General features: G+C 71.4%; 14 protein-coding genes. 8 read left to right on the top strand and 6 right to left on the bottom strand.

What is annotated here, in order from left to right; genetic code table 11:
* Positions 1-80 precede the first annotated feature (80 nt).
* On the bottom strand, positions 81-1,094 hold the full coding sequence (locus tag ACIBAF_RS06905; protein WP_399462070.1) for a sugar phosphate isomerase/epimerase family protein: 1,014 nt from the start codon (positions 1,092-1,094) through the stop codon (positions 81-83).
* A gap of 49 nt (positions 1,095-1,143) precedes the next feature.
* Positions 1,144-2,325, bottom strand: a complete 1,182-nt coding sequence (locus tag ACIBAF_RS06900) for a Gfo/Idh/MocA family protein (RefSeq protein ID WP_399462069.1) — start codon at positions 2,323-2,325, stop codon at positions 1,144-1,146.
* A gap of 137 nt (positions 2,326-2,462) precedes the next feature.
* Between ACIBAF_RS06900 and ACIBAF_RS06895 the strand changes: the two genes are divergently transcribed.
* The 4 genes from ACIBAF_RS06895 (at position 2,463) to ACIBAF_RS06880 (ending at position 6,976) form a co-directional block, all read left to right on the top strand.
* Positions 2,463-3,500 (top strand): LacI family DNA-binding transcriptional regulator, encoded by a 1,038-nt coding sequence (locus ACIBAF_RS06895; RefSeq protein WP_399462068.1) that lies wholly within the window; start codon positions 2,463-2,465, stop codon positions 3,498-3,500.
* 468 nt (positions 3,501-3,968) lie between these two features.
* The gene (locus ACIBAF_RS06890) at positions 3,969-5,060 is read left to right on the top strand and encodes a sugar ABC transporter substrate-binding protein (RefSeq protein ID WP_399462067.1); all 1,092 of its coding nucleotides are present in this window, start codon (positions 3,969-3,971) and stop codon (positions 5,058-5,060) included.
* Positions 5,061-5,114: 54 nt separating this feature from the next.
* A complete protein-coding gene (locus tag ACIBAF_RS06885; RefSeq protein WP_399462066.1) occupies positions 5,115-6,179 on the top strand; it encodes an ABC transporter permease in 1,065 nt (354 codons plus the stop codon).
* A 2-nt stretch (positions 6,180-6,181) separates the two neighbouring features.
* Positions 6,182-6,976 carry an ATP-binding cassette domain-containing protein gene (locus tag ACIBAF_RS06880; protein ID WP_399462065.1) on the top strand — a complete coding sequence of 265 codons (795 nt, stop codon included), beginning with the start codon at positions 6,182-6,184 and terminating at the stop codon, positions 6,974-6,976.
* A gap of 552 nt (positions 6,977-7,528) precedes the next feature.
* Here the strand turns inward: ACIBAF_RS06880 and ACIBAF_RS06875 are convergent.
* A complete protein-coding gene (locus ACIBAF_RS06875) occupies positions 7,529-10,342 on the bottom strand; it encodes an FtsX-like permease family protein (RefSeq protein WP_399462117.1) in 2,814 nt (937 codons plus the stop codon).
* A 5-nt stretch (positions 10,343-10,347) separates the two neighbouring features.
* Positions 10,348-11,025, bottom strand: a complete 678-nt coding sequence (locus ACIBAF_RS06870) for an ABC transporter ATP-binding protein (RefSeq protein ID WP_399462064.1) — start codon at positions 11,023-11,025, stop codon at positions 10,348-10,350.
* Between the two features lie 84 nt (positions 11,026-11,109).
* Between ACIBAF_RS06870 and ACIBAF_RS06865 the strand changes: the two genes are divergently transcribed.
* Positions 11,110-11,694, top strand: a complete 585-nt coding sequence (locus ACIBAF_RS06865) for a PadR family transcriptional regulator (protein WP_399462063.1) — start codon at positions 11,110-11,112, stop codon at positions 11,692-11,694.
* Here the strand turns inward: ACIBAF_RS06865 and ACIBAF_RS06860 are convergent.
* Positions 11,672-12,271, bottom strand: coding sequence for a DUF4232 domain-containing protein (locus ACIBAF_RS06860; RefSeq protein ID WP_399462062.1), 600 nt, complete (start codon positions 12,269-12,271; stop codon positions 11,672-11,674). The two genes, ACIBAF_RS06865 and ACIBAF_RS06860, sit on opposite strands and share 23 nt — an antisense overlap.
* Before the next feature lie 363 nt (positions 12,272-12,634).
* On the opposite strand from ACIBAF_RS06860, the gene ACIBAF_RS06855 reads away from it, so the two are divergent.
* The 3 genes from ACIBAF_RS06855 to ACIBAF_RS06845 all read left to right on the top strand — a co-directional run bounded on the left by ACIBAF_RS06855 (position 12,635) and on the right by ACIBAF_RS06845 (position 17,726).
* Positions 12,635-13,594 carry a helix-turn-helix domain-containing protein gene (locus ACIBAF_RS06855; protein ID WP_399462061.1) on the top strand — a complete coding sequence of 320 codons (960 nt, stop codon included), beginning with the start codon at positions 12,635-12,637 and terminating at the stop codon, positions 13,592-13,594.
* 241 nt (positions 13,595-13,835) lie between these two features.
* Positions 13,836-16,607, top strand: a complete 2,772-nt coding sequence (locus ACIBAF_RS06850) for a helix-turn-helix transcriptional regulator (RefSeq protein ID WP_399462060.1) — start codon at positions 13,836-13,838, stop codon at positions 16,605-16,607.
* 189 nt (positions 16,608-16,796) lie between these two features.
* Positions 16,797-17,726 (top strand): alpha/beta hydrolase, encoded by a 930-nt coding sequence (locus tag ACIBAF_RS06845; protein ID WP_399462059.1) that lies wholly within the window; start codon positions 16,797-16,799, stop codon positions 17,724-17,726.
* A gap of 18 nt (positions 17,727-17,744) precedes the next feature.
* Here ACIBAF_RS06845 and ACIBAF_RS06840 read toward each other — a convergent pair whose 3' ends face one another.
* On the bottom strand, positions 17,745-21,116 hold the full coding sequence (locus ACIBAF_RS06840) for a LamG-like jellyroll fold domain-containing protein (RefSeq protein WP_399462058.1): 3,372 nt from the start codon (positions 21,114-21,116) through the stop codon (positions 17,745-17,747).
* Positions 21,117-21,170: the final 54 nt, after the last annotated feature.

Raw genomic sequence — 21,170 nt, 5'->3', positions numbered from 1 at the left:
GCGGGTGCGCCGGCCGATGCCGACGCCGGCTTCCGTGACGAGGACGACCCGGCCCTCGTAGGGGCAGTCGGGCCAGACGATCACGGCCGCAGCGACTCCTGCAGTGCCGCGTCGGCTGCTTTGAGGACTTCGGCGGCCACGGCGACGCCCTCGACACGGCCGAGTTCGGTGTCCTCGTGCTCGATGTTGACCAGCATGTCCGGGTCGACCTCATGGAGGGCGCGCAGGAACTCGGTCCAGTAGGCGACGTCGTGGCCCTTGCCGAGGGCGACGAAGTCCCAGGCGGACGCCTTGGGCCAGGCGTTGGCCCACTCGTCGCCGCCGAGGTTGGTGCGCGGCTCGTCGGGCGACAGCCGTCGGAAGCTGTTGTCGAGCACCCCGTTGAGGGCGGCGTGCTCGCGGTTGACGCGGACGTCCTTGGCGGCGGCGTGGAAGACGAGCTCGCCGAGGTGGCGGACGACCGCGACGGGGTCCATCTGCTGCCAGAACAGGTGCGAGGCGTCCAGCTCCACGCCCACGTGGGTCGCGCCGGTCAGGTCGATGAGCTTGTGCACGCTCGCGGAGTTGAACACGACGTTCTGCGGGTGCAGCTCCAGGGCGACCTTGACGTCGTGGTCACGGGCGAGCCGGTCGGTCTCGCGCCAGAAGTCCGCGGCGATCTTCCACTGGTGGTCCAGCACGTCCAGGGCCGCGGAGTTCCACGCGTTGACGATCCAGTTCGGGCGGGAGGAGCCCGGCTCGCCGCCGGGCAGGCCCGACATGGTCACGACGCGGTGCTGTCCGAGCCGCTCGGCCAGGCGGATGGAGCGACGGACGTCCTCGGCGTGCCGCTCGCCGATGGCCGGGTTCGGGTGCAGCGGGTTGCCGTTGGCGTTGAGGCCCGCGATGGAGACGCCGGTGCCTTCGAAGAGAGCGAGGAAGTCGTCCCGGGCGGTGTCGCTGACGAGGATGTCGTCGAAGGCCGGCACGTGCACGGGCGGCAGGAAACCACCGGTGTTGATCTCGATGCCGGTCAGGCCCAGGTCGGCGACGACCTTGATCGCTTCCGGAAGCGGCCGGTCGTGCAGGATCGCGTTGTAGAGGCCCAGCTTCATCGTGTGTTTCCTCAGTTCTTCCATGGAGGAGGGGCAGGGCAGGTCGGGGTCACTGCACGGTGACGGCCTCCCCGCCGGCGTCGGCGGAGGCGACGATCGCGTCGATGACGCGCAGGTTGTGCAGTCCGTCGGCGAGGGTGGGGCAGGACGGCAGCCGGTCCAGGCCCGCGATCTGCTCCAGGAAGGCCCGGGCCTGCCAGACGAAGAACTCGTGCTGGCCGTGGCCGACGCTGGGGAAGTCCATGGGCAGGCCGCCGGCGACGTAGGGGTGGCCGGGGCCGACCACCACCCGCCGGTAGCCGTCCACGGGGTCGGAGGCCGCCGAGTCGGCGATGGTGAACTCCGCCGGGCGCGACAGCTCGAAGGTCGCGGCGCCGCTCTTCGCGAACACCTCGAAGCCGAGCGAGTTGGCCAGCCCGCGGGCGATGCGCGACACGGAGAACGTGCCGACGGCGCCGGAGGCGAAGGCAGCGGTGAACGTGGCGATGTCGTCGTTCTCGACGGGCTCGCGCTCCTCACTCACGGCCACGTCGGCCGAGTGTCCCACCGCGGCGCCCAGCGGCACGGGCCGCTCGTGGACCTGGGTGGACAGCACGGCGCCCTGCACGCTTCGCACCGGCCCGCAGAAGTACTCGCCGAGATCGATGAGGTGGCTGCCGATGTCGGACAGCGCACCCGAGCCGGGACGCCCCCGGTAGCGCCAGCTGATCGGGGCGTCCGGGTTGTGCCCGTAGTCGCACCAGTAGTGCCCGTTGAAGTGCTGGACCGGCCCGAGCGAGCCGTCCCGCACCTGATGCCGGATCGCGTTGACGGCGGGGGAGCGGCGGAAGGTGAAGCCTGTCGCGGCCACCAGGCCGGTGCCCTCGGCCGCCGCGACCATGGCCTGCGCGTCGGCCACGGACGGCGCGAGCGGCTTCTCGCACAGCACGTGCTTGCCCGCCGCCAGCAGGGCTTCGACGATCTCGCGGTGCAGATGGTTGGCGACCACGACGCTGACCGCGTCGACGTCCTCGGCCTCGACGATCGCCCGCCAGTCGGTCTCGGCCCGCTCGTAGCCGTAGCGGCGGGCGGCGTCCAGGGCGAACGGCTCGTGGGCGTCGGCCACGGCGACCAGGCGCACCTCCGGCAGACCGGCCTCGTACAGCGTCGCGGCCTGCCGGTAACCGTTGAGATGGGCTCGGCCTGCCATGCCGGCTCCGATGACCGCCACCCCGATCGGCCTTGTGCTCATGATGTTTCCTCTCCGGCGCGTCACGCGCTGCGGTTAGTGAGGGCGCAAGACATTCTTAAAGCGTTTTAAGTGCTGGTACTATCAGCGGCGTCACGCGTAGATGTCAAGGGTGTTGTCGCGAAACCACGGGAGGTCGTGTGGACGAGCTCGGCCCCGCTGCCGCCGCGAGGGGCGACGGCCCGGCGCCGCGCCCCCGGCTGGAGGACGTCGCCGCGCGCGTCGGCGTATCGACGGCGTCGGTGTCGCTGGTGCTGCGGGGCGTGCCCGGCCCCAGCGAGCGCACCCGGCAGCGGGTGCTGAAGGCGGCCGCCGATCTCGGCTACCGGCCCGACCGCACCGCCAGCGCTCTGGCCAGCCGGCGAAGCCGCCTGCTCGGCGTCATGATCGACGTCCACAGCCCCTTCCATGCCGAGCTGGTCGAGCACCTGTACACGGCCGCCGGGGAGGTCGGCTATGACCTCGTCCTGAGCACCCAGACCCGGACCCGCGACGAGAGCACGGCCGTCGAGACGCTCCTGGCCTTCCGCTGCGAGGCGCTGATCCTCCTCGGTCCGGTGGCCCCCGCGTCCGTCCTCGCCGACCTCGACCGCAGGGCGCCTGTCATCTCGGTGGGCCGCCGGATCACCGGGGCCGATCTCGACGTCGTGCGCAGCGCCGACGACGACGGCGTCGGCCAGATCGTCGACCACCTGGTCGGCCTCGGTCACCGCGCGATCGCGTACGTCGACGGCGGCAAGGGCGTCATCGCCACCGACCGGCGGCGCGGATACCGGGGCGCCATGCGCCGTCACGGTCTCGATGGGCAGATCAGGACCCTCCGCGGGGACCACACCGAGGAAGCCGGAGAAAAGGCGGGCCGGCAGCTCCTCGACGCGGGCGAGCTGCCCAGCGCCGTGGCGGCCTACAACGACCGCAGCGCCATCGGCCTGCTCACCGCCTTCCGGGGGGCCGGGGTCGATGTCCCCGGCGCCGTCTCCGTCGTCGGCTACGACGACGACACGTTGTCCCGGCTGAGCTGCTTCAACCTCACCACGGTCAGTCAGAACGCCGAAGAGCAGGCCCGTCGGGCCGTGGCAGCCGCCGTGGAGCGCCTCGACCAGGGCCGTGGCGCGCCCCGCGAGAGCGTCCTCGCCCCCTCCCTCGTCGTACGGGGAACCACCGCCCCGGCGCGGTGATCCTGTAGGGCCGCTCCGCGGGGGCGTATGCCGCTCGCGAGTCATGCGGTACGCAGACCCTTGACACCTTCACGAAACACCACCATGCTCTGGCCACCGCTTAAAGCGATTTAATAGATCGCTGGAAATCATTCCCCACCACCCGATCCACCATTGCTGTGAAGGGTGCCGGGCCACCCTCGCGACTCAGCCCTTCCGACGCTATGACGCGGCCTGCGAAAGCAATTCGGCCCAACGCGCGAGCTGGTGGTGATCGCCGACGCCGGCCCGCTCACCCAAGGGGTCCCGGGCGCCGCGGACGCGCCTGCGACAGGACCCGCCGTACCGCCCGACGCCGTTCGGCCGCGCCGCCGCCGACGCGCAGTGCCCTGACTCGGTTCTCGCACAGTCACCGCCGCACCACTCCGAAACACTCCCGGAACCCGCTCACACCCTCGCCCGGGATCACACGAAGGAGCACCTCAGCACATGGAACGCACGCAGACCCGGCGGCCGTCCGGCCGTCGTCTCGCCACAAGAGGCCTGACCGTGGTGAGCCTGTTCACCGTGGCAGCGACCGCGCTGACCGGGTGCGCCAGCGGCAAGGCCACCCAAGACACGTCAAGCCGGTCGACGGCGACGGCCGGGGGCGGAACGACATCCGGCGCGAAGAGCACCGGCAAGAACTCCCTCTACGTCATCGGCGGCAAGCCCGACGACCCGTTCTGGTCCGCGATCAAGCGCGGGGGCGAGGACGCGGCGAAGCTGGTCAAGGCCGGTGGCGGCAAGGTCACCTTCCTCGGCCCGCAGAACTACGACAACCTCGGCCCCGACGCCGCCAAACTGACGCTGACCGCCCTGTCGCAGAACCCGTCGGCGATCCTGGTGCCGGACTGGGTGCCCGAGAACCAGGACTCCGCGATCAAGCAGGCCATCGCCAAGGGCATCCCGGTGTTCATCTACAACTCGGGCGGCACCGAAGCGGCCGACCGCGTCGGCGCCATGAAGTACATCGGCTCCGACGACTACGAGGCGGGCAAGGCCGGCGGCGTCAAGTTCGCCGAAGAGGGCGCCAAGAACGTCCTGTGCGTCAACACCGTGCCCGGCTCCGCCAACCAGGAGGCCCGCTGCAAGGGCGTCAAGGACGGCGCCACGAGCAAGGGCTCCTCCTCCAAGCAACTCCCGCTGCCCTCCTCCAACTTCGGCAACCCGTCCGCCGTCACGCAAGCGATCAAGGGCGCCCTGCTGAAGGACGCCGGCATCGACGCCGTGGTGACGATCGGCGTCGGGGACGCCGACAGCGCCGCCGCCGCGATCAAGCAGGCCGGCGTCGGCAGCAAGGTCAAGCTGGGCACCTTCGACCTCTCGCAGAGCCAGCTCGACCGGATCAAGGGCGGCAGCCAGCTGTTCGCCATCGACCAGCAGCCGTACCTGCAGGGCTTCTACGTCGTGTCGATCGCCGACCAGTACCTGTCCTACGGCGTGCTCCCGCCGCAGAACCCGATCCTGACCGGCCCGCTGCTGGTCACCAAGGACAACGTCGACGCGGCGATCGCGGGCGCCAAGGCCGGCGTCCGCTGATCCGCCCACCACGCCACGCCCCACATCCGTACCCACGAAGGTGACACCACCCCGATGACAACCTCACTTCCCGACAGGACGGCCAAGCCGGAGCCCGCCGTCGTTCCTCCGAAGCAGTCCGAGAGCCGGCTGGGACGGCTGCGACATCGCCCCGAGGTCGGCGCGCTCATAGGAACGATCGGCGTCTTCGTCTTCTTCGCGATCTTCGGCGGCGCCAAGTTCATGGCCCCGGCCGGAGCGGCGAGCTGGCTGAACATCGCCGCGGAGCTCGGCATCATCGCCATCCCCGTCGGGCTGCTGATGATCGCCGGTGAGCTCGACGTGTCCGTGGGCTCGGTGTTGGCAGGCAGCTCGATGACGCTGGCCATCGTCTCCGGCCACTGGGGCGCTCCGATGATCGTCGGCATTCTCTGCGCGCTCGGGCTCGGTCTGCTGACCGGCCTGCTCAACGGGATCCTCGTCACCCGCACCAACGTCCACTCACTGGTCGTCACCCTGGCCACCCTGTCCGGCCTGGCCGGTCTCACCCTCGGTCTGTCCCGCCTCACCACCGGCACCACGAGCGTCCCCGTCAACCCCGACCCGCTGTCGAAGTCGCTGTTCGGCCAGCTGATCGGCGGTCAGTTCGAGGTGGCGATCTTCTGGTGGCTGGGCCTGGCCGCGCTGGTCACCGTGGTCCTGCAGGGGATGAAGTACGGCAACTGGATCTTCGCCATCGGCGGCGACAAGGAGAGCGCCCGCGCCACCGGCATCCCCGTCGACAAGGTGAAGATCGCCCTGTACATGGCCAGCGGATTCGGCGCCGCCCTGGTCGGCGTGATCCAGACCATCCTCTACAACGGCGCCCAGGTCGCCAACGGCCAGTCCTTCGTCTTCAACTCCATCATCGCCGTGGTCATCGGCGGCGTCCTGCTCACCGGCGGCTACGGCTCCGTAGTCGGCGTCGTACTGGGGACGTTGACCTTCGCGATCGTCAACCAGGGCATCTACTACACCGGTTGGAACTCCGACTGGGCCAGCCTGATCCTCGGCATCCTCATCCTCGCCGCGGTGCTGATGAACAACACCTTCCGCCGCCTCGCCCTGTCCTACAAGCCCCGCACCGCGAAGAAGGCCTGACCATGACCGCACCCGTGCTGCGCCTGAACGGCATCAGCAAGTCGTTCCTCGGCGCCAACGCCCTCACGGACATCTCCCTCGAAGTGAACGCGGGGACAGTGCTGTGTCTGCTCGGCGACAACGGCGCAGGCAAGTCCACCCTCATCAAGATCCTGTCCGGGTTCCACCGGCCCACCACCGGCGCCGTCGAGGTCAACGGCGAACCGGTCACCTTCGACAGCCCCCGCGACGCCTCCGCCCGGGGCATCGCCACCGTCCACCAGTTCGGCGGCACCTTCCCCCTGATGGGCGTCGGCCGCTGCTTCTTCGTCGGCGCCGAACCCACCAAGGGCTGGGGCCCGTTCAAGCTGTTCGACAAGAAGGTCGCCGGTGACATCGCCGTACGGGAGATGCAGTCCCTCGGCATCACCCGCGTCACCGACGGCAACCGGCTCGTGGGCAGTCTGTCCGGCGGGGAGCGCCAGGCCCTCGCCATCGCGCGCGCCGTCTACTTCGGCGCCAACGTCCTCATCCTCGACGAGCCAACGGCGGCGCTCGGCGTCAAGGAGGCCGCTCACGTCCTGCGAATCGTCATGCAGGCCCGCGCCAAGGGCGTCGCGGTCATCCTCGTCACCCACAACGTCCGCCACGCCATGATGGTCGGCGACCACTTCGCCGTCCTCATCCGCGGCCAGAAGGCCGACGACTTCCGCAAGGGCGAACGCACCCGGGAGGAGATCACCGACCTGATGGCCGGCGGCGAGGCCATGGCCGACCTGGAGGCCGAACTGGCGCAGCTGCAGGCCGACGCGTTCTAGAGGGCGAGAACCGCGCATCGTGGAATCCCGCAGGTGGTTGAGATGCCGACGGTAGCGCTCATTCCCGGCAGAGGGGTGACGGCGGTGCCGGTGGTGAACGACAGGGCGCCGTCGCGGTGCGGGCGCCGCCGACGAGCATGTCGAACATGGGGCGGACGGATTCCCGGGTCGCCTCGGCCGCACGCCGATCCGCCCGGCGCCGCAGGTCGGCGGGAGCAGCAGGGGCTCGTTCGTCGTCACGTGCGTAGCACCGTCAGATCACCAAGGCCGTCCGGACGGGACAGGGAGGTCGACCGGCCCCAGGGCGTCCTCGTCGACGGCAGGCCCGGCTGGTTCGGTGAGATACCCGTGCGGGCCCGCTGCGTCGAAGGTCGGATCGCTGACGATGCGCAGCCCGCCGCAACCATCGCCGGGTGATCCTGGTTGTTTCACTCACGCACACGACGCTCCGGCTCGGATGCGGCGGCCTCTACGACGGCGTCCGGGAACCCGCGAAAGCCTCTGCCGCAGTGACGGAAGCCGGCGTGCTGCGCACGGCCTGCTGGGCGCCGCTCACTCCCTCGCCAGCAGAGCGGCCGGGGCGATGCGGGACATGGCCCGGATCGGGACGGAGAGGACGCCGCAGACCAGGCCGACCCCGGCCAGGGTCGCCAGCAGGGCGGCTCCGGTGATCGTCGACAACCGTCCCTCCCACAGTCCCTGACCGACCGTCAGGACAGTCGTCAGTCCGGCGACGGCTCCGGTCAGGCCGCCCAGCAGGGCGAGGCCGGCGCCCTCGTACAGTGCGAGTCGGCCGAGTTCGCGCCTCGACCAGCCGGTGGCGCCGAGCACGGCGAGGTCGGCTGCCCGCTCCTGTTGGGAGAGGACCAGGACGTCCACGGCGCCGGCCGCGCCGAGCAGCAGCGACAGGGCGACGCTGACGTAGTCGGCGGTACGGGCCTGGGCGACGACGGCGTTGCCGAGGAGCGAGCCGGCCACCTCGCCGCGGAAGGCGAGGGTGAGGGAGAGCAGCACGGTGAAGGCGGCCACGCCGAGCGCGAGTCCGGCCGCGCCGAGCACGGTCCGGCCGGGGGCGCGCAGCAGGTTGCGCAGTGCGAGGCCGACGACCGAGCGGACGGCGACCGCCCGGCGGGTGTCGGCGACCAGGGGTGTGACCGCGTCCAACGGCTGGACGCGGGTGGCCCGCCAGGCGGGCAGCACGCCCGCGGTCAGCGCGAGCAGCAGGGCGACGGGCAGTACGAGGGCCGCCTTCGCCGCCGAGGTGGGCAGGCCGAGCAGGGCGCCCAGGCCGTAGGCGAGGAGGGCGCCGAGCGTGCCCGCGGCAAGGCCGATCACCGCGAGTTCGCCGAGGATGAGGCGGAGGATCTCCGGCGCGCTCCAGCCGACGCAGCGCAGAGTCCCGATCTCGGTGCGGCGTGAGCGTACGGAGGCCAGGGCGGCCTGCGCCAGGAAGAGTCCGCAGACCACCAGGACCAGCCCGAACAGCACCGCGCTCTTGGCGTCCACGGCCCGCAGGATCCGCAGGGCGACGCCCTTGGCGACCCAGTACTCGGTGACCTTGACGTTCCTCGGCAGGGTCACGGTCTGCGGGGCGGGGGAACTGCCGACGGTGACGTCCACCTGCAGTTTCGGGTAGGCGGTGCGGATCTGCCCGGCGACGGAGTTGACGCGGGCGCGGGATGCGGGGTCGACGCCGGTCACTCCGGCCACCCGGATGCGGATGGCGCTGACCGGCGCCTTCTCCTGTGCGGTGGGCTTTCTGCGGCTGTGGGTGATCACGTCGAGCGAGTCGAGGGTGGTGAGCAGGGTGGGCGGCGGGCTGAGGTAGCCGCCGAGGTTACGGTCGGGGCGCAGCGGCTGGTCGCCGAGGGCGGTCCGGGAGGCCGCGTCGGCGCCGGTGACCTGCGGGGAGCGGTAGGTCTCCAGCGGGACCTGCGAAAGAGCGGAGAAGCCGCGCAGTCTGTCGGTGTCGTAGCGGCCGACGATGTTCAGAATCGGTGTGGCGCCTCTCCCGGCGTCCTCGTTGTCGCAGTTCTGCCTGGCCATGCATGTCGTGGAGGCATGGGCGGTGACCTCCCGGAACTGGGTGCCCAGGTTCTCCTCCGGAACCTGACTCACCAGGTCTTCGTCCCAGTTGGTCTTCCACAGTCCGGGCGGCTGGGCGGGCCGGGTCCGTGCGATGAGGCCGTCCTTCGCGGCGCGGTAGTCGACGGGGCCGACGGTCCAGTACACCCGCGCCTCGAAGTCGTCGGTGCTCGCGAGGGAGCGGAAGCCCGTGCCGAGGTCGGCGGTCGTCGTGCCCTGGTCCGTTCCCTTCAGGCCGTTGACGTAGTCGTGGGCCTGCGGGCTGCTCAGCTTGGCGGCGAGGCCGGTCGGATCGCCGACGTCGAGCTGTTTCACGGTGGCCTTCAGGGTGCCGGCGGTGAGCGCGCGGCTGCTGAGCATGACTGGGACCTGCCAGTCGTGCTGGCGCTGGGACTCCACCGGGTTCAGGTCGAAGGCGTCGGGCCCCCAGAAGGGCTTGTCCTTGCCGGTGAGCATCCGGCCGGAGGAGACCGTGGAGCCGAGGCCCACCAGTTCGTCCTCCGCGGCCGGGTCTATCGCCGACAGCAGCACCGGGAACGCGACCGGTATCTGGGCCGTGGCCTTGCCGTCGCCTGGTGCACAGGTCATCTGGGAGCGGGCGTCGGGCGTGAACGCGGTCTCGGGGGTGCGGTTCCACTGGAACAGCGGCTGGGGCAGCCGCTCACCCAGGTCGTCGAAGGCAGTCCCCCTCTTGTCCTCGTTGTAGAACCAGCACACCGCGTACTTCTTGGCGCCGGCGATCTCGTGCTGGAGGCCGGGCCAGGTGTTGTCGGCCTCGTTCCACTTCTTGTACGTGACGATCGGGTTGCGGGTGAGGTAGACGTACTGGTCGGCCATCGGGTAGCCGCCGAGCCCGGCCTTCAGCGTCGGTGTGAGGCGCATGAGCTGGGCGGGGGCGTCGCTGTCGCGGAAGGCGGAGACGTCGACCGGGACGGTGCTCTGCACCATGAGGTAGCCGACGTTGGCGACGGGTGCGGCGGTCTCGACGCCGGCGAGGGACTTGATTCGGTCGTACTGGCCGCGGGTGATGCCGCCGAAGACGCCGGACAGGAAGTTGGCCTCGACCAGGCCCTGATCCTTCTCGACGTCGGTGCCGGTGCCCGGCGGGCGGACCAGGATGTCGTAGGCGGAGCGGGAGCTGTCCTCGACGAGGCCGGTGGTGTGGGCCTGGCTGGTGGTGACCGTCGAGGTGAGCAGGGTGAAGCTGGTGGCGGCGACCAGGATGCCCGAGGCGAGCGCCAGGGCACGGGAGCGGCGACGCCGCAGCTGGGACAGGATCATGGCGATCACGGGCGCAGCCCCCCGAGCCGGTCGAACACGCCGTCGTCCGGGGTGAGTCGCTCGTCGGCGGCGATCCGGCCGTCGTGCAGCCGGACGATCCGGTCGCAGCTCACGGCGACCTCGGGGTCGTGGGTGGTGAGCAGTAGCGTCATGCCGTAGCGCTCACGCAGGGAGAGCAGCAGGTCGATGATCTCCCGGCCGGTCGCACTGTCGAGGTTTCCGGTCGGCTCGTCCGCGAGGAGCAGTCCGGGGCGGTTGATCAACGCCCGTGCTGTCGCGACCCGTTGCTGCTGGCCGCCGGAGAGTTCGGACGGCAGCGCGTCGGCGCGGGCGGTGAGGCCCACCGCCTCCAGGAGTTCCATGGCCCGGGCGCGTCGGTCGAAGTCCACCCGACGCGGCAGCACGGGTGCGAGGACGTTGTCCAGCACGGTGAGCGCGGGCAGCAGATGGAAGCGCTGGAAGACGAACCCGATCCTGCGCCGGTGCGTGTCCAGTCGACGTGCCGTCAGCTCCTCGCCGTCGACCTCGATCGTCCCCGCGTCGGGCCGGTCCATGCCGCCGACCAGGTGCAGCACCGTGGATTTCCCGGAACCCGACGGGCCGGTGACCGCGACCGCCTCACCGTCGCCGATCTCCAGATCGACGGCGTTCAGGGCGATCAGCCCCGGGTACCGGCGCGTCACGCCCGTTAACCTCACACCCACTGCCGCTCCTCCTACATTGTGGCAATGCAGCGATACATTGTCACAATCCAGGAGGTGTGTACATTGCCGCTGCAACACGCCGTGCTCGCCCTGCTGACCGAGGGAGACAGCCACGGTTACGAGCTCAAGGGACGCTTCGAGGAGGCCATCGGCCCGCAGTGGGGCGGCCTCAACATCGGCCACCTCTACCAGATCCTCGACCGGCTGGTCCGCGACGGATTCGTCACCCGGTCCCAGGTGGCCCAGCCGGACCGGCCCGACAAGACGCTCTACCGGCTCACCCCGGCCGGGCAGAGCGAGGTGCGCGACTGGGCCACCGGTGCGTGGGTGCGCACGGGCGGGTTCCGCGACGAGCTGTTCCTGAAGCTGTTCGGCGCCTCCGCGCTCGGCGCCGAGGCGCTGGACGCGTTCGTCGCGGCGCAGCGCCAGACCTATCTCTCCGAACTGGCCGGCCTGACCCGGCTGCGGCGCACCCACACCGGCGACCCGCTCATCTCGCTCCTCCTCGACGCGGCCATCGGCCACACCAAGGTCGACCTGGAGCTGGTCGAGGGCGCGGCCCGGCGGCTCACGCCGACGGCCCGTGCGGAGGCCGGTGCCGATGCCGGCGAGGATGCTGCCGAGGTCAACCGCCGTCGCCCGGCCTGAGCGGGCTCACCTGCGGAACCGACGCCTTGCCCGTGTCGGAGACCTTGCCGCCGCTCCAGGCCGCCTTGATCGACGCGGTCTCGTCGGGCGGGGTGACGAGGACGGCCGCAGGGGTCACGGTGGTCACGCCGGTGGCCGCCGGATTGGCGAACGTCAGCGCCGACCAGGCACTGGCATGGGGCTTCAGCGTCACCGTCGGCTCTTCCTGGCCGGTGGCCCGCCCGGGGTCCGGCGTGACCGCCTCGCCGGCGCCGTCGACGAAGGCGATGCCGGGGAAGCCGTAGACCGTGCAGGTGCGGGTCGACTGGTTGGTCAGGACGACGGCGAAGTTCTCCTGACCGGCTCCGGGACGGTTCGGGCCGATGGAGGCGCGCAGGTCTGCGGTGCGGCAGCGAGTGGACGGCGCGGTCGTCGCGGGGGACGAGGAGGGCCGGGCCGGGGCCGCTGACGTTGCCGGCGCCCTCACGTCCGGCGGGGTACTGGCGACCGGATCGCTGCCGGTGGCGCCTGCGGACTTGTCGGCGCTCGTGCATGCGGTCAGTACGACGGCCAGGGCGCCGACCGCTGCCAGAGCCACGGCGGCTCGGCGGCGTCCAGGGTGTCTCGGTTGGCTGGGCATGCTGCTCCTGACTCGGTTGCGCGCGGCGGTCCGGATCACGAGGCCGCCGCAGGTCAGGCTAAGGAGGAGCCCGGGCGAAGGGTTGACCGTCAGCGCACGGCAGAGGGCCCGGCAGTGCACGGGCCGGCCACCGCCCGGCCGTCTTCACCCCTGCTGTCCCGGCGCGGAGAAATCCGGCGGACCGCAAGACCGTACGTCACATGACGGATGGCGCCGGCGGCCGAGGACCCGAGAGTGAATGCAGGAGACAGTCGTCTTCGCCCCGGCTGCCACCGATGTCCCGCCAGGGCTCCCCGGCCTGCACGACCCTGACGAGGAGTCATGATGTCCGTCGTAGTCTCCACGGTGCCGTTCGCGCCTTCCGAACGGGCGGATTACTGGCACAGCCTGATCTCCAACACGTTCATACCGCTGGACGTGACGCTTCATGAGCGTGAACCCTCGGTGGGGACGATCAGCAGCGAGCGGCTCGGCCCCTTGCAGATCTCCGTGGTCGGAGCCGGCCCCCAGACGGTTTCGCGCCACAGACGCCTGATCGCCAAGGGCGGAGAGGACTACTTGACCATCACCTTGCAGCAGCGGGGTACGGCGAGGCTCACCCAGGACGGACGCGACGTTCTGGTCAATCCCGGGACCTTCACCTGCTGTGACACGGGACGGCCCTTCACGAGAGAGCATCCCGACGACTTCCGCTTCACCTGGTTCGGTGTGCCGAAGAAGGAGCTGGGCATGTCGGACACCGATCTGCGGACCATCACCGGAACTCTGTTCAGCGGCAGTTCCGGTACGTCCGGACTCGTCGCCGGATATCTGGCACGCCTGGCCGACCAGGCGGCCGGATTCGACCTGTACACGGGGCGGCGACTCGCGATGACCGCCGTGGATCTGCTGACGGTACTGGTGCGCGAACGCCAGGACCGACTGGACCCTCATGCTTCGGAAACGGCCCGGGGCATGCTGGCACGAGTCAAGGCGTACATCCTTCGGCACCTGGCCGACCCCGAGCTCTCACCGGAGAGGATCGCGGGCGCGCACCACATATCGGTCCGGTACCTCCACCACCTCTTCCGCTCGGAAGGGATCACGGTAGGCCGTTGGATCCACCGCGAGCGCCTGGAGAGGTGCCGACGTGATCTGTCACGGCCCACGGGGGCGGCGCCGGCCGTGTCGGCAGTGGCGCAGCGCTGGGGATTCGTGAGCGCTTCCCACTTCTCCCGGGTCTTTCGCACCGCCTACGGCATGTCACCCCGGGAATGGCAGGCGAGCACTCGCCACACGTGAGCAGAGGCCTGTGCTCCCTCTCCGGCGCGCCGGCCGTGTGGGCCCGTTGTCCTGGGACGGTGCTGCCCCGCACGAAATGGATGGCAGGATGTCTGCCGTCTGCCTCGTCCGTCGCGACCGGCAGGGGTGGTGCGCACAGGGACAAGGGAGAGCATCGTGGCCGAACCGTTCAAGGATGATCCCCGGAGACCCGGTGCCGACGCGGCGACCGTGGCCCGGCACGGGGGCTAGGCGCAGCACCATGCACTCGTTCGAACCGCATGTGCCCCCCTTGGGCCGGCAGGCCGAGATCGCTCGCCTCCTTCAGGTCGTCGAGGGCCGTGGCGAACCGCGGACGCTGATCCTGCTCGGCGAGGCCGGCACGGGCAAGTCGCGGCTGCTGGCGGTCGCCGTCGATCACGCACGGGACGGCGGGGCGCTCGTGCTGGCGTGCCAGGGCACGGAGGCCGAGTCGCGACAGTCCTTCGCGTCCCTGCACCAGTTGCTCCTCCCCGTTCTGCCCGAGGCCGCCACGCTGGCCGACCATCTGCGCAAGGCACTCGAGACGGCGTTCGGCATCGCTCCCGCGGAGGGACCGTCCGACCCCACGCTGCTGCGTGTCGCGGTCCTGACGCTCCTGACCGAAGTCTCCCGCCGGCAGCGTGTCCTGCTGACGATCGACGACGTCCAGCACTTCGACCGGGACTCCCTCGAAGTGCTCAGCTTCGTGATGCGACGCCTCACCGCCGCCGACGTGCCGGTGCTGCTGGCAGCACGCGGGCAGGCACTGCCCGAAGGGGTTCCGGAGGCCGTGCCCGCCGTGCTGTTGGGGCCGTTGTCCGAACGGGCCGCGGCCGAACTCGTGGACGCACAGCCGCACGTTCCCACCGGCCGGACGCGGATCGAACTGCTGCGGCAGGCCGACGGAAATCCGCTGGCCATCATCGAACTGTGCCGCGCGGCCGGTACGGGTGGCGCGGGCGTTCTGCCCGGCGGCGGACTGCCGCAGACCGAGCGTATCCATCAGCTGTACGCCGCCCGTCTGCGCGGGCTGCCGGAAATGACCCGGCGACTGGTCCTTTACGCGGCGGCGTCGCAGTACGAAGACCTCGACACGATCATGGCGGCCGCGGGCGCCGAGCCGGATCTCTGGGCGTGGGCCCCCGCCGAGGAGGCCGGCCTCGTGACCGTCGTGGACGGGCGGGTGGTCTTCCGCCACCCGCTGGCCCGCGCGGGTTCCTACCACACGGCGCCCGCCTATCTCCGGCAGCAGGTGCACCGGGACCTGGCCGCGGCCCTCACGGCCGACCCGGCGCGCCGCGCCTGGCACCTGGCCGCAGCATGCGTCGGCCAGGACGAGTCCGTGGCCGCGGCCCTGGAGGACACCGCCGAACTCGCCGAGCGGCGCGGCGGTTTCTTCGCGGCGGCCGAGGCCCTGCAACGGTCCGCCGAGTGCAGTCCCACGACCGCCGACCGGGCGCGCCGCTACGCGAAGGCGCTGAGGGCCGCCCTGAACGCCGGTGACCTCTCATGGGTCGGCGAACTCTACGACAAGATCACCGCACTGACCGAGGACCGGGACCTGTTGGGCATGGCGGCCAATGCCGCGGGCATGGCCCTGTCGCTGTTCGGTCATCAGCGCGAGGGGTTCGAGGTGCTGATGAGCGCACTGGAGTCGAATCCACCCAGGGACGCCACGATCAGGGTCGTTCTGACCAGCGTGCTCGGTGCAGTCGCGTTCCAGTCCGGCCTGCCCGAGGTCAGGCGCCCGATGGCCGCGCTGCTGAACGGGGTGGAGGTCGGGAAACCCGGCACCGACTACGCCCAGCTGAAGACGACCGACGCCACCGATGCGGTGCTGGCCGTGACCAGGGCCGCAGCCGAGCCGACCGACGCCCCCCAGCTGTTGCAGAGCATCCGTCGGCGGCAGGGCTCGCCGGAGCCGTTGTTCGACGTCGCGGAGATGACCCGGCTACTCGCCGTCGGCGGGGTGGCCTTCTACGCCGACGAGTCCGATCTGTGCGTGGAGTCCTTCCGCCGGGTCTACCCCGTGCTCAGCGCGTACGGTGCCATGGGCTCCGCCGCGCCCACGCTCATGCCGATGGCCGCGACGCTGATCGACGCCGGACGGTGGGCGGAAGCAGACCAGCACCTGGAGAAGACCGAGGCGCTGGCGGCGGTTCACAAGTGGAGGCATCTGCAGATCGACATCGAGGCGCTGCGGGCGACCCTGCGGGCCCTGCGCGGGGAGCCGGCGTCCATGCCGGCGGACCAGGCATGGACGGCACTCGCACTGGAGGAGAACCGCGCCACCCACGCACGACTCCTGCGGGCCGCCGGTGCCTCCGCCACGGCGTCCGGCGACTTCGACGCCGCGTTCCGGCACTTCCGGTCCCTGTTCGGCGAGGACGGGACGGCGCTGCACTACTTCCTGTCCCCCCGCTCGGTCGCCGATCTCGCCGCGGCCGCCCAGCGGACGGGCCGTCAGGAGGAGGCGGCACACGTCCTCGAGGTGGTGCGCGCCGCGTTGGGGGAGCGCCCGACGACCCGGATGACGCTGCTGCTGCACCACGCCGCCGCGCTGACCGGCGACCCGAAGGACGCCGAACACCACTTCCGGCTCGCCACGGTGAACCCGGTGGGCGATCAGTGGCCACTGGCCCGGGCGCAGGCGAGACTCCACTACGCGCAGTGGCTGCGCAGACGGCGCCGCCCCCTGGACGCCCGCCCCCTCCTGGCCACGGCGCTGGAGACGTTCACCCGGCTCGGCGCGTCCGGCCTGGCCGAGGAGGCCCGCGCCGAGTTGCGGGCGACCGGCGTGGCCACCGCCCGCGCCCAGGCCGACCCGCTGGCGGAACTGACCGCCCAGCAGCGCCAGATCGTGAGGCTGGCGGCACGAGGGCTGCGCAACCGGGAGATAGCGGAGCAGCTGATGCTCTCCCCGCGCACGGTCAGCACCCACCTCTACAACGTCTATCCGAAGCTGGGTGTCAGCAGCCGCAACCAGCTCCGCGACCTGTTCGACGATCTGTGATCCCACGGCGGGTCGCACCGGCGCGGCCGCTCCTGCGGTGTCACCGCAGTCCCTTCGGGTAGAGGAGGGGCGGTGACGTCCGGCGGACGGCCCGCCGTGACGAGGGAAGGGAAATGTGAGCCGTTGAATTCCGAACCCGCAGGGGGCCGAGGCGGGTCAGAACGCCCTGCTGTCGTCCTCGATCCCCTCGTGCAGCGGCTCGTCGACGCTTCCGCCGCCCCGCCCTACCTGCACCAGATCGGACCGGCCGACGGACGGCAGGCACTGCTGGAGATGCAGGGTCACACGTTCGACGACTTCGGTCTGGACGCCGAGTTCCGGGTGGCGCCGGTGGGGCCCCGCGGGCTCGTCGGCTTCTGGTTGTTCCGGCCGACGCGGCCGACCGGTCCTCTTCCCGTCGTCGTGTACCTGCACGGCGGACGGTGGATGCTGGGCGACGCGCGGACCCACGCGCACTTGATAGGCGAGCTGACGGCCGCGAGCGGCGCCGCCTTCGTGGTGCCCGAGTACACCCGCACCCCGGAGGCCCGCTACCCGGTCGCGTTGGAGGAGTCGTACGCGGTCCTGACCTCGGTGCTGGAGCAGGCCGACGCCCTGGATCTGGACGGCCGCAGACTGGCGCTGGCCGGCGACTGCGCGGGCGCGACCATGGCCGCGGCGCTCACCATGATGGTTAAGCAGCGAGGCGGCCCCCGTATCCGCGCACAGCTGCTGTACTACCCGATGACCGACCCGCGCTCCGCCACCCCGTCGCGGGACGAGTTCGATTCCGGCTACCTCCTGACGCGTGAGGCTCTGGACTGGTACTGGGACCAGTACACCGACGACGCGAGCGAACTCGCCGAGCCCACGGCCGCGCCGATGCGAGCAACCACGGCGGACCTCGCGGGACTGCCTCCCTCCCTGATCGTGACGGCGGAGGCGGACGTCGTACGGGACGAGGGCGAACAGTACGCCCGCCTGCTGCGACAGGCCGGCGTCCCGGTGACCGCCGCCCGCTACCTGGGAACCGTGCACGACTTCGTGTCCCTGACTCCGCTGCGGGACAGCCCGCCGACCGTGGCGGCGATCAGGCAGGGCGGCCACTTCCTCAGGGACGCCCTCGCCGACCGGAGCTGAACGGCCGGCGGATTCAGGTCACATCCGGGCGTACGGCTGAGCGGACAGCGTCTCGAACGGGAGCCGGACGGTGGTGGCCGTCCCGGTGTCCGCGTTGGACGTGCGCAGGGCGCTCAGCTCCTCCGGCGTCAGCGCGCGCCGCACCAGGCGGAACTCGTCCAAAGAGCCCTTGAGTCGGTCGTGGCCGTCCGGCCTGGCCCCCAGATGGATGCCGAGCACGGCGAAGCCGTCCTCGTACGTCACCGAGCCGGCCGGAGCCGGGGCCTCGCCGGGCGGCCCGCCGTCCACCGACAGGCTCAGCTTCCCGCCCGAGCGCTGGAGCACCACGTGGTGCCAGGCGCCGTCCCCGAAGGCGTAGGCCGCGCTGCCGTCGCCCGCGTAGACGGTGGTGGTGGCCGTGTCGGTCTGCAGCACCGCGGCGAGCCGGTCCTGGCCCGGCTGGGCCCGCAGCCACACCTGCCGTTCGGCGCCGCCGACGCCGTACGCCCAGAAGACGACCTGGTTGGCGCTCGTCAGGCCGGCCGTGTAGCGCAGCCATGTCGCCACGGTGAAGTCACGGGAGCCGAGGATCTCGTCCGCGCCGTACGGCAGCTCGACGGAGTCGTCCGTGCCGTCCAGGGGAAGTCCCGCCCCGAACCTGCCGCCCCCCACCGCGGGCCGGGCTCCGCCCCGCACGAAGGCGTGGTTGCAGTGCACCGAGGAGTCCGGGGTGGCCGGGCCCGCCGCCGGCCTGACCACCTGGTGGGCCTCGGTGTTGCCGTTCTCCATGGACCACGACAGGGCGGGCCTGTCGGCCGGGTAACCGCCTGAGGAACCGACGACGGACTGCGCGATTCTCGTCAACTCGTCCGTCGTGAACGCCCGCTTGTAGAGCCGGGCCTCGTCCAGGGAGCCGGTGAACACATCGAGGTCGCCCGGCTTGGAGCCGACCCTCAGCCCCTCCGGCGTCGTGGTGGAGGTGAGCGCGCCGGACAGTCCGGTCGCCTCGGCGGACGTGGTCGCGTCGACGCTCAGCCGCAGCGTGCCACCGCTTCGGGTGACCGCCAGCAGATGCCAGGCGCCGTCCCCGAAGGCGGCCGAGGGCCCGGTGTCCCCGAGCGCCACCTGCACCGATCCCGCGGGTGTCTCGGCCCAGGCGAGCAGCCGCCGCTGGGACGGCTGCGCCCGCACCCACAGCGAGGGCGCGCCCGTGACCGACCCGTAGGCCCACAGCAGCGCGGCGTTCGCGTCCGCCCCGGTCAGGGTGTGCCGGAACCACAGGGTGTAGGTGAAGTCGCCCGACCCGACGTCGAGGGCCGGCAGATAGGGGACCTCGACGCCGGGACGGGACGCCGACACGGAGATCGCGCCTTTGCCGACCCGGCCGGCCACCTCACCGGGCACCCCGCCGAGCAGGGTCCCGTCGGCGCAGTGTCCCGAGACGTCGTCCTCGATCGCGACCGAGGTCAGCGCGGGTACATCGGCCGTGTCGACGACCTGGAACGGCAGCCGCACACCGAGCGAACCGTCCGCGGAAGGGGCCGCGTTCGCCGTGCGCAACTCGGCGAGCTGGGTGTCCGTCAGCGCGCTGCGGTACATGCGGAACTCGTCCAGGCCGCCGCTGAAGGGGTCACCGGCCGCGGTGTCGGGCTTGGCCCCGAGCCGGATCCCGTCGACACCGTCCGCCCGGTCGGCGCTGACCGACCCGGCCACCCCGGCGGCCTGCGCCGACGACGTGCCGTCCACCGAGAGCGTGATCCGTCCGCCGCCGCGCACCAGCGTCAGCTGGTGCCAGGCGTCGTCGCCGAAGGCGGTGGACGGGCCGGGGTCGGTCAGGGCGACGGAGGCGCTGCCGCCGGTGCCCTGCACCCAGGCGTACAGCCGGTTCTGGCCGGGCTGTGCACGCACCCACACCTGCGGTTTCGCCGCGCCGTACCCGTAGGCCCACATCAGTACCCGTTGCTGGGTCTCGTCGGGCTGCGCCCGGTACCTGAAGAACAGCGAGTAGGTGAAGTCGCCGTCGCCCGGGTCGATCCCCGGCGTGTACGGCACGTCGGCGTGCTCACCGGTGGCGTCGAGGGCCAGGCCCTGGCCCCAACGGCCGGTGCCGAGCGCCGAACTCCCGGCGAGATAGGCGTCGTTGGCGTCCGGTGTGCTGTCAGGGGTGGTGCGGCCCGCGGCCTGGGAGGCCTGCGGGTGCACCGCGCCGGTGAAGGCGCCCGGCACACCGGCCGCCGCCGGGGTGAAGCGGTTGAAGTAGACGTTGGCCGCGGAGAAGCCGTCGCCGCCCTCGTAGACCAGGCCGATCTCGCCGTCGGTCAGCTCGACCAGGTCCGAGTAGCCGGCCCGCTCGGCGTTGATCTGCGCGGCGTCGTGCCAGGTGGCGCCGCGGTCCGTGGAGTAGCGGATCCGCATGTTCTGTCGGTCCGTCGGGTGCGAGGGCGCCGAGAGGACGAGCGTGTCACCGGGCGTGGCCCGGTAGGTCTGCTCCAGCGCCAGGACCGACGCCTGCACCTCGGGCGTGGTCAGCGAGGGCACGACCTGCTGCGCGGGCACGGTCGCGCCGGAGTCGGTGCTGACGGCGTGCGTGCGGTGCCCGGACGAAGCGCCGTTGTTGTTACGGGCGTTGATGTAGACGTTGCCGTTGTCGAGTTCGGCCACGGTCGGCTCGCCGGGCAGCATCCCGGGTCCGAAGGAGTCGGCCGTGGCGCTCGCGAACCACTCGTCGCCGTCGTCGCTGTAGAGCACGCCGACGAGCTGGGGATCCTGACCGGGCTGTGGTGGGGACTCGTACGCCCCCACCACCAGCCGGCCCGCCTTGTCGCCGCGCTTGAGCTGGATGCCGTGCGAGGGGCCGGTGCCGAACCAGCCGTCCTGCGGGTTCGACAGCCGCGGCAGCGGCTTCGGCGCGCCGAAGGTCAGCCCGTCGTCCGTGCTGCGCTGGACCCGCGGCAGCCGTTTGCCGCCCGGCTCGGCCGGTTCCGACGTGGAGAGCAGATGGACGTCGCCGGTGCGCAGGTCGGCCACGGGGGAGGGGTTGCCGCGCGTGTAGGGCGTCTCCGGGTCGGTGTCGCTACCGGCGAGCACCACGCGGACGGGGCCCCAGGTGCGGCCGCCGTTGGTGGAGCGGCGGACGACGACGTCGATCGCACCCCGGTCGGCGCAGGAGGGCGAACGGCGGCCCTCTGCGAAGGCGAGCAGTGTGCCCGCCTTCGTCCGGACGATCGTGGGTATGCGGAAACAGCCGTATCCGGCGGTTCCGGAGCGGAAGAGGATCTGTTCGGTGCCGATGAGGCCGTCGGCCGACGGCTGTGTACCGCCGGCGGCGGCGGGCGGAGCGACGGCTCCGAGGAGGATCAGGGGCAGGGTGACGAGGGCGGCGCCGAGGGCGCGTAAGCGTAGCCGGGACACGGCGGTGCAGACCCTTTCTGGTGAGGTGAGGACCTGGCCTCAGCAGACCGCCGC

The organism is Streptomyces sp. NPDC051677, assembly GCF_044453465.1.
Lineage (GTDB): Bacteria > Actinomycetota > Actinomycetes > Streptomycetales > Streptomycetaceae > Streptomyces.
Note: the sequence above shows the minus strand (reverse complement) of the source record. Positions and strands in the feature narration are given on the sequence as shown.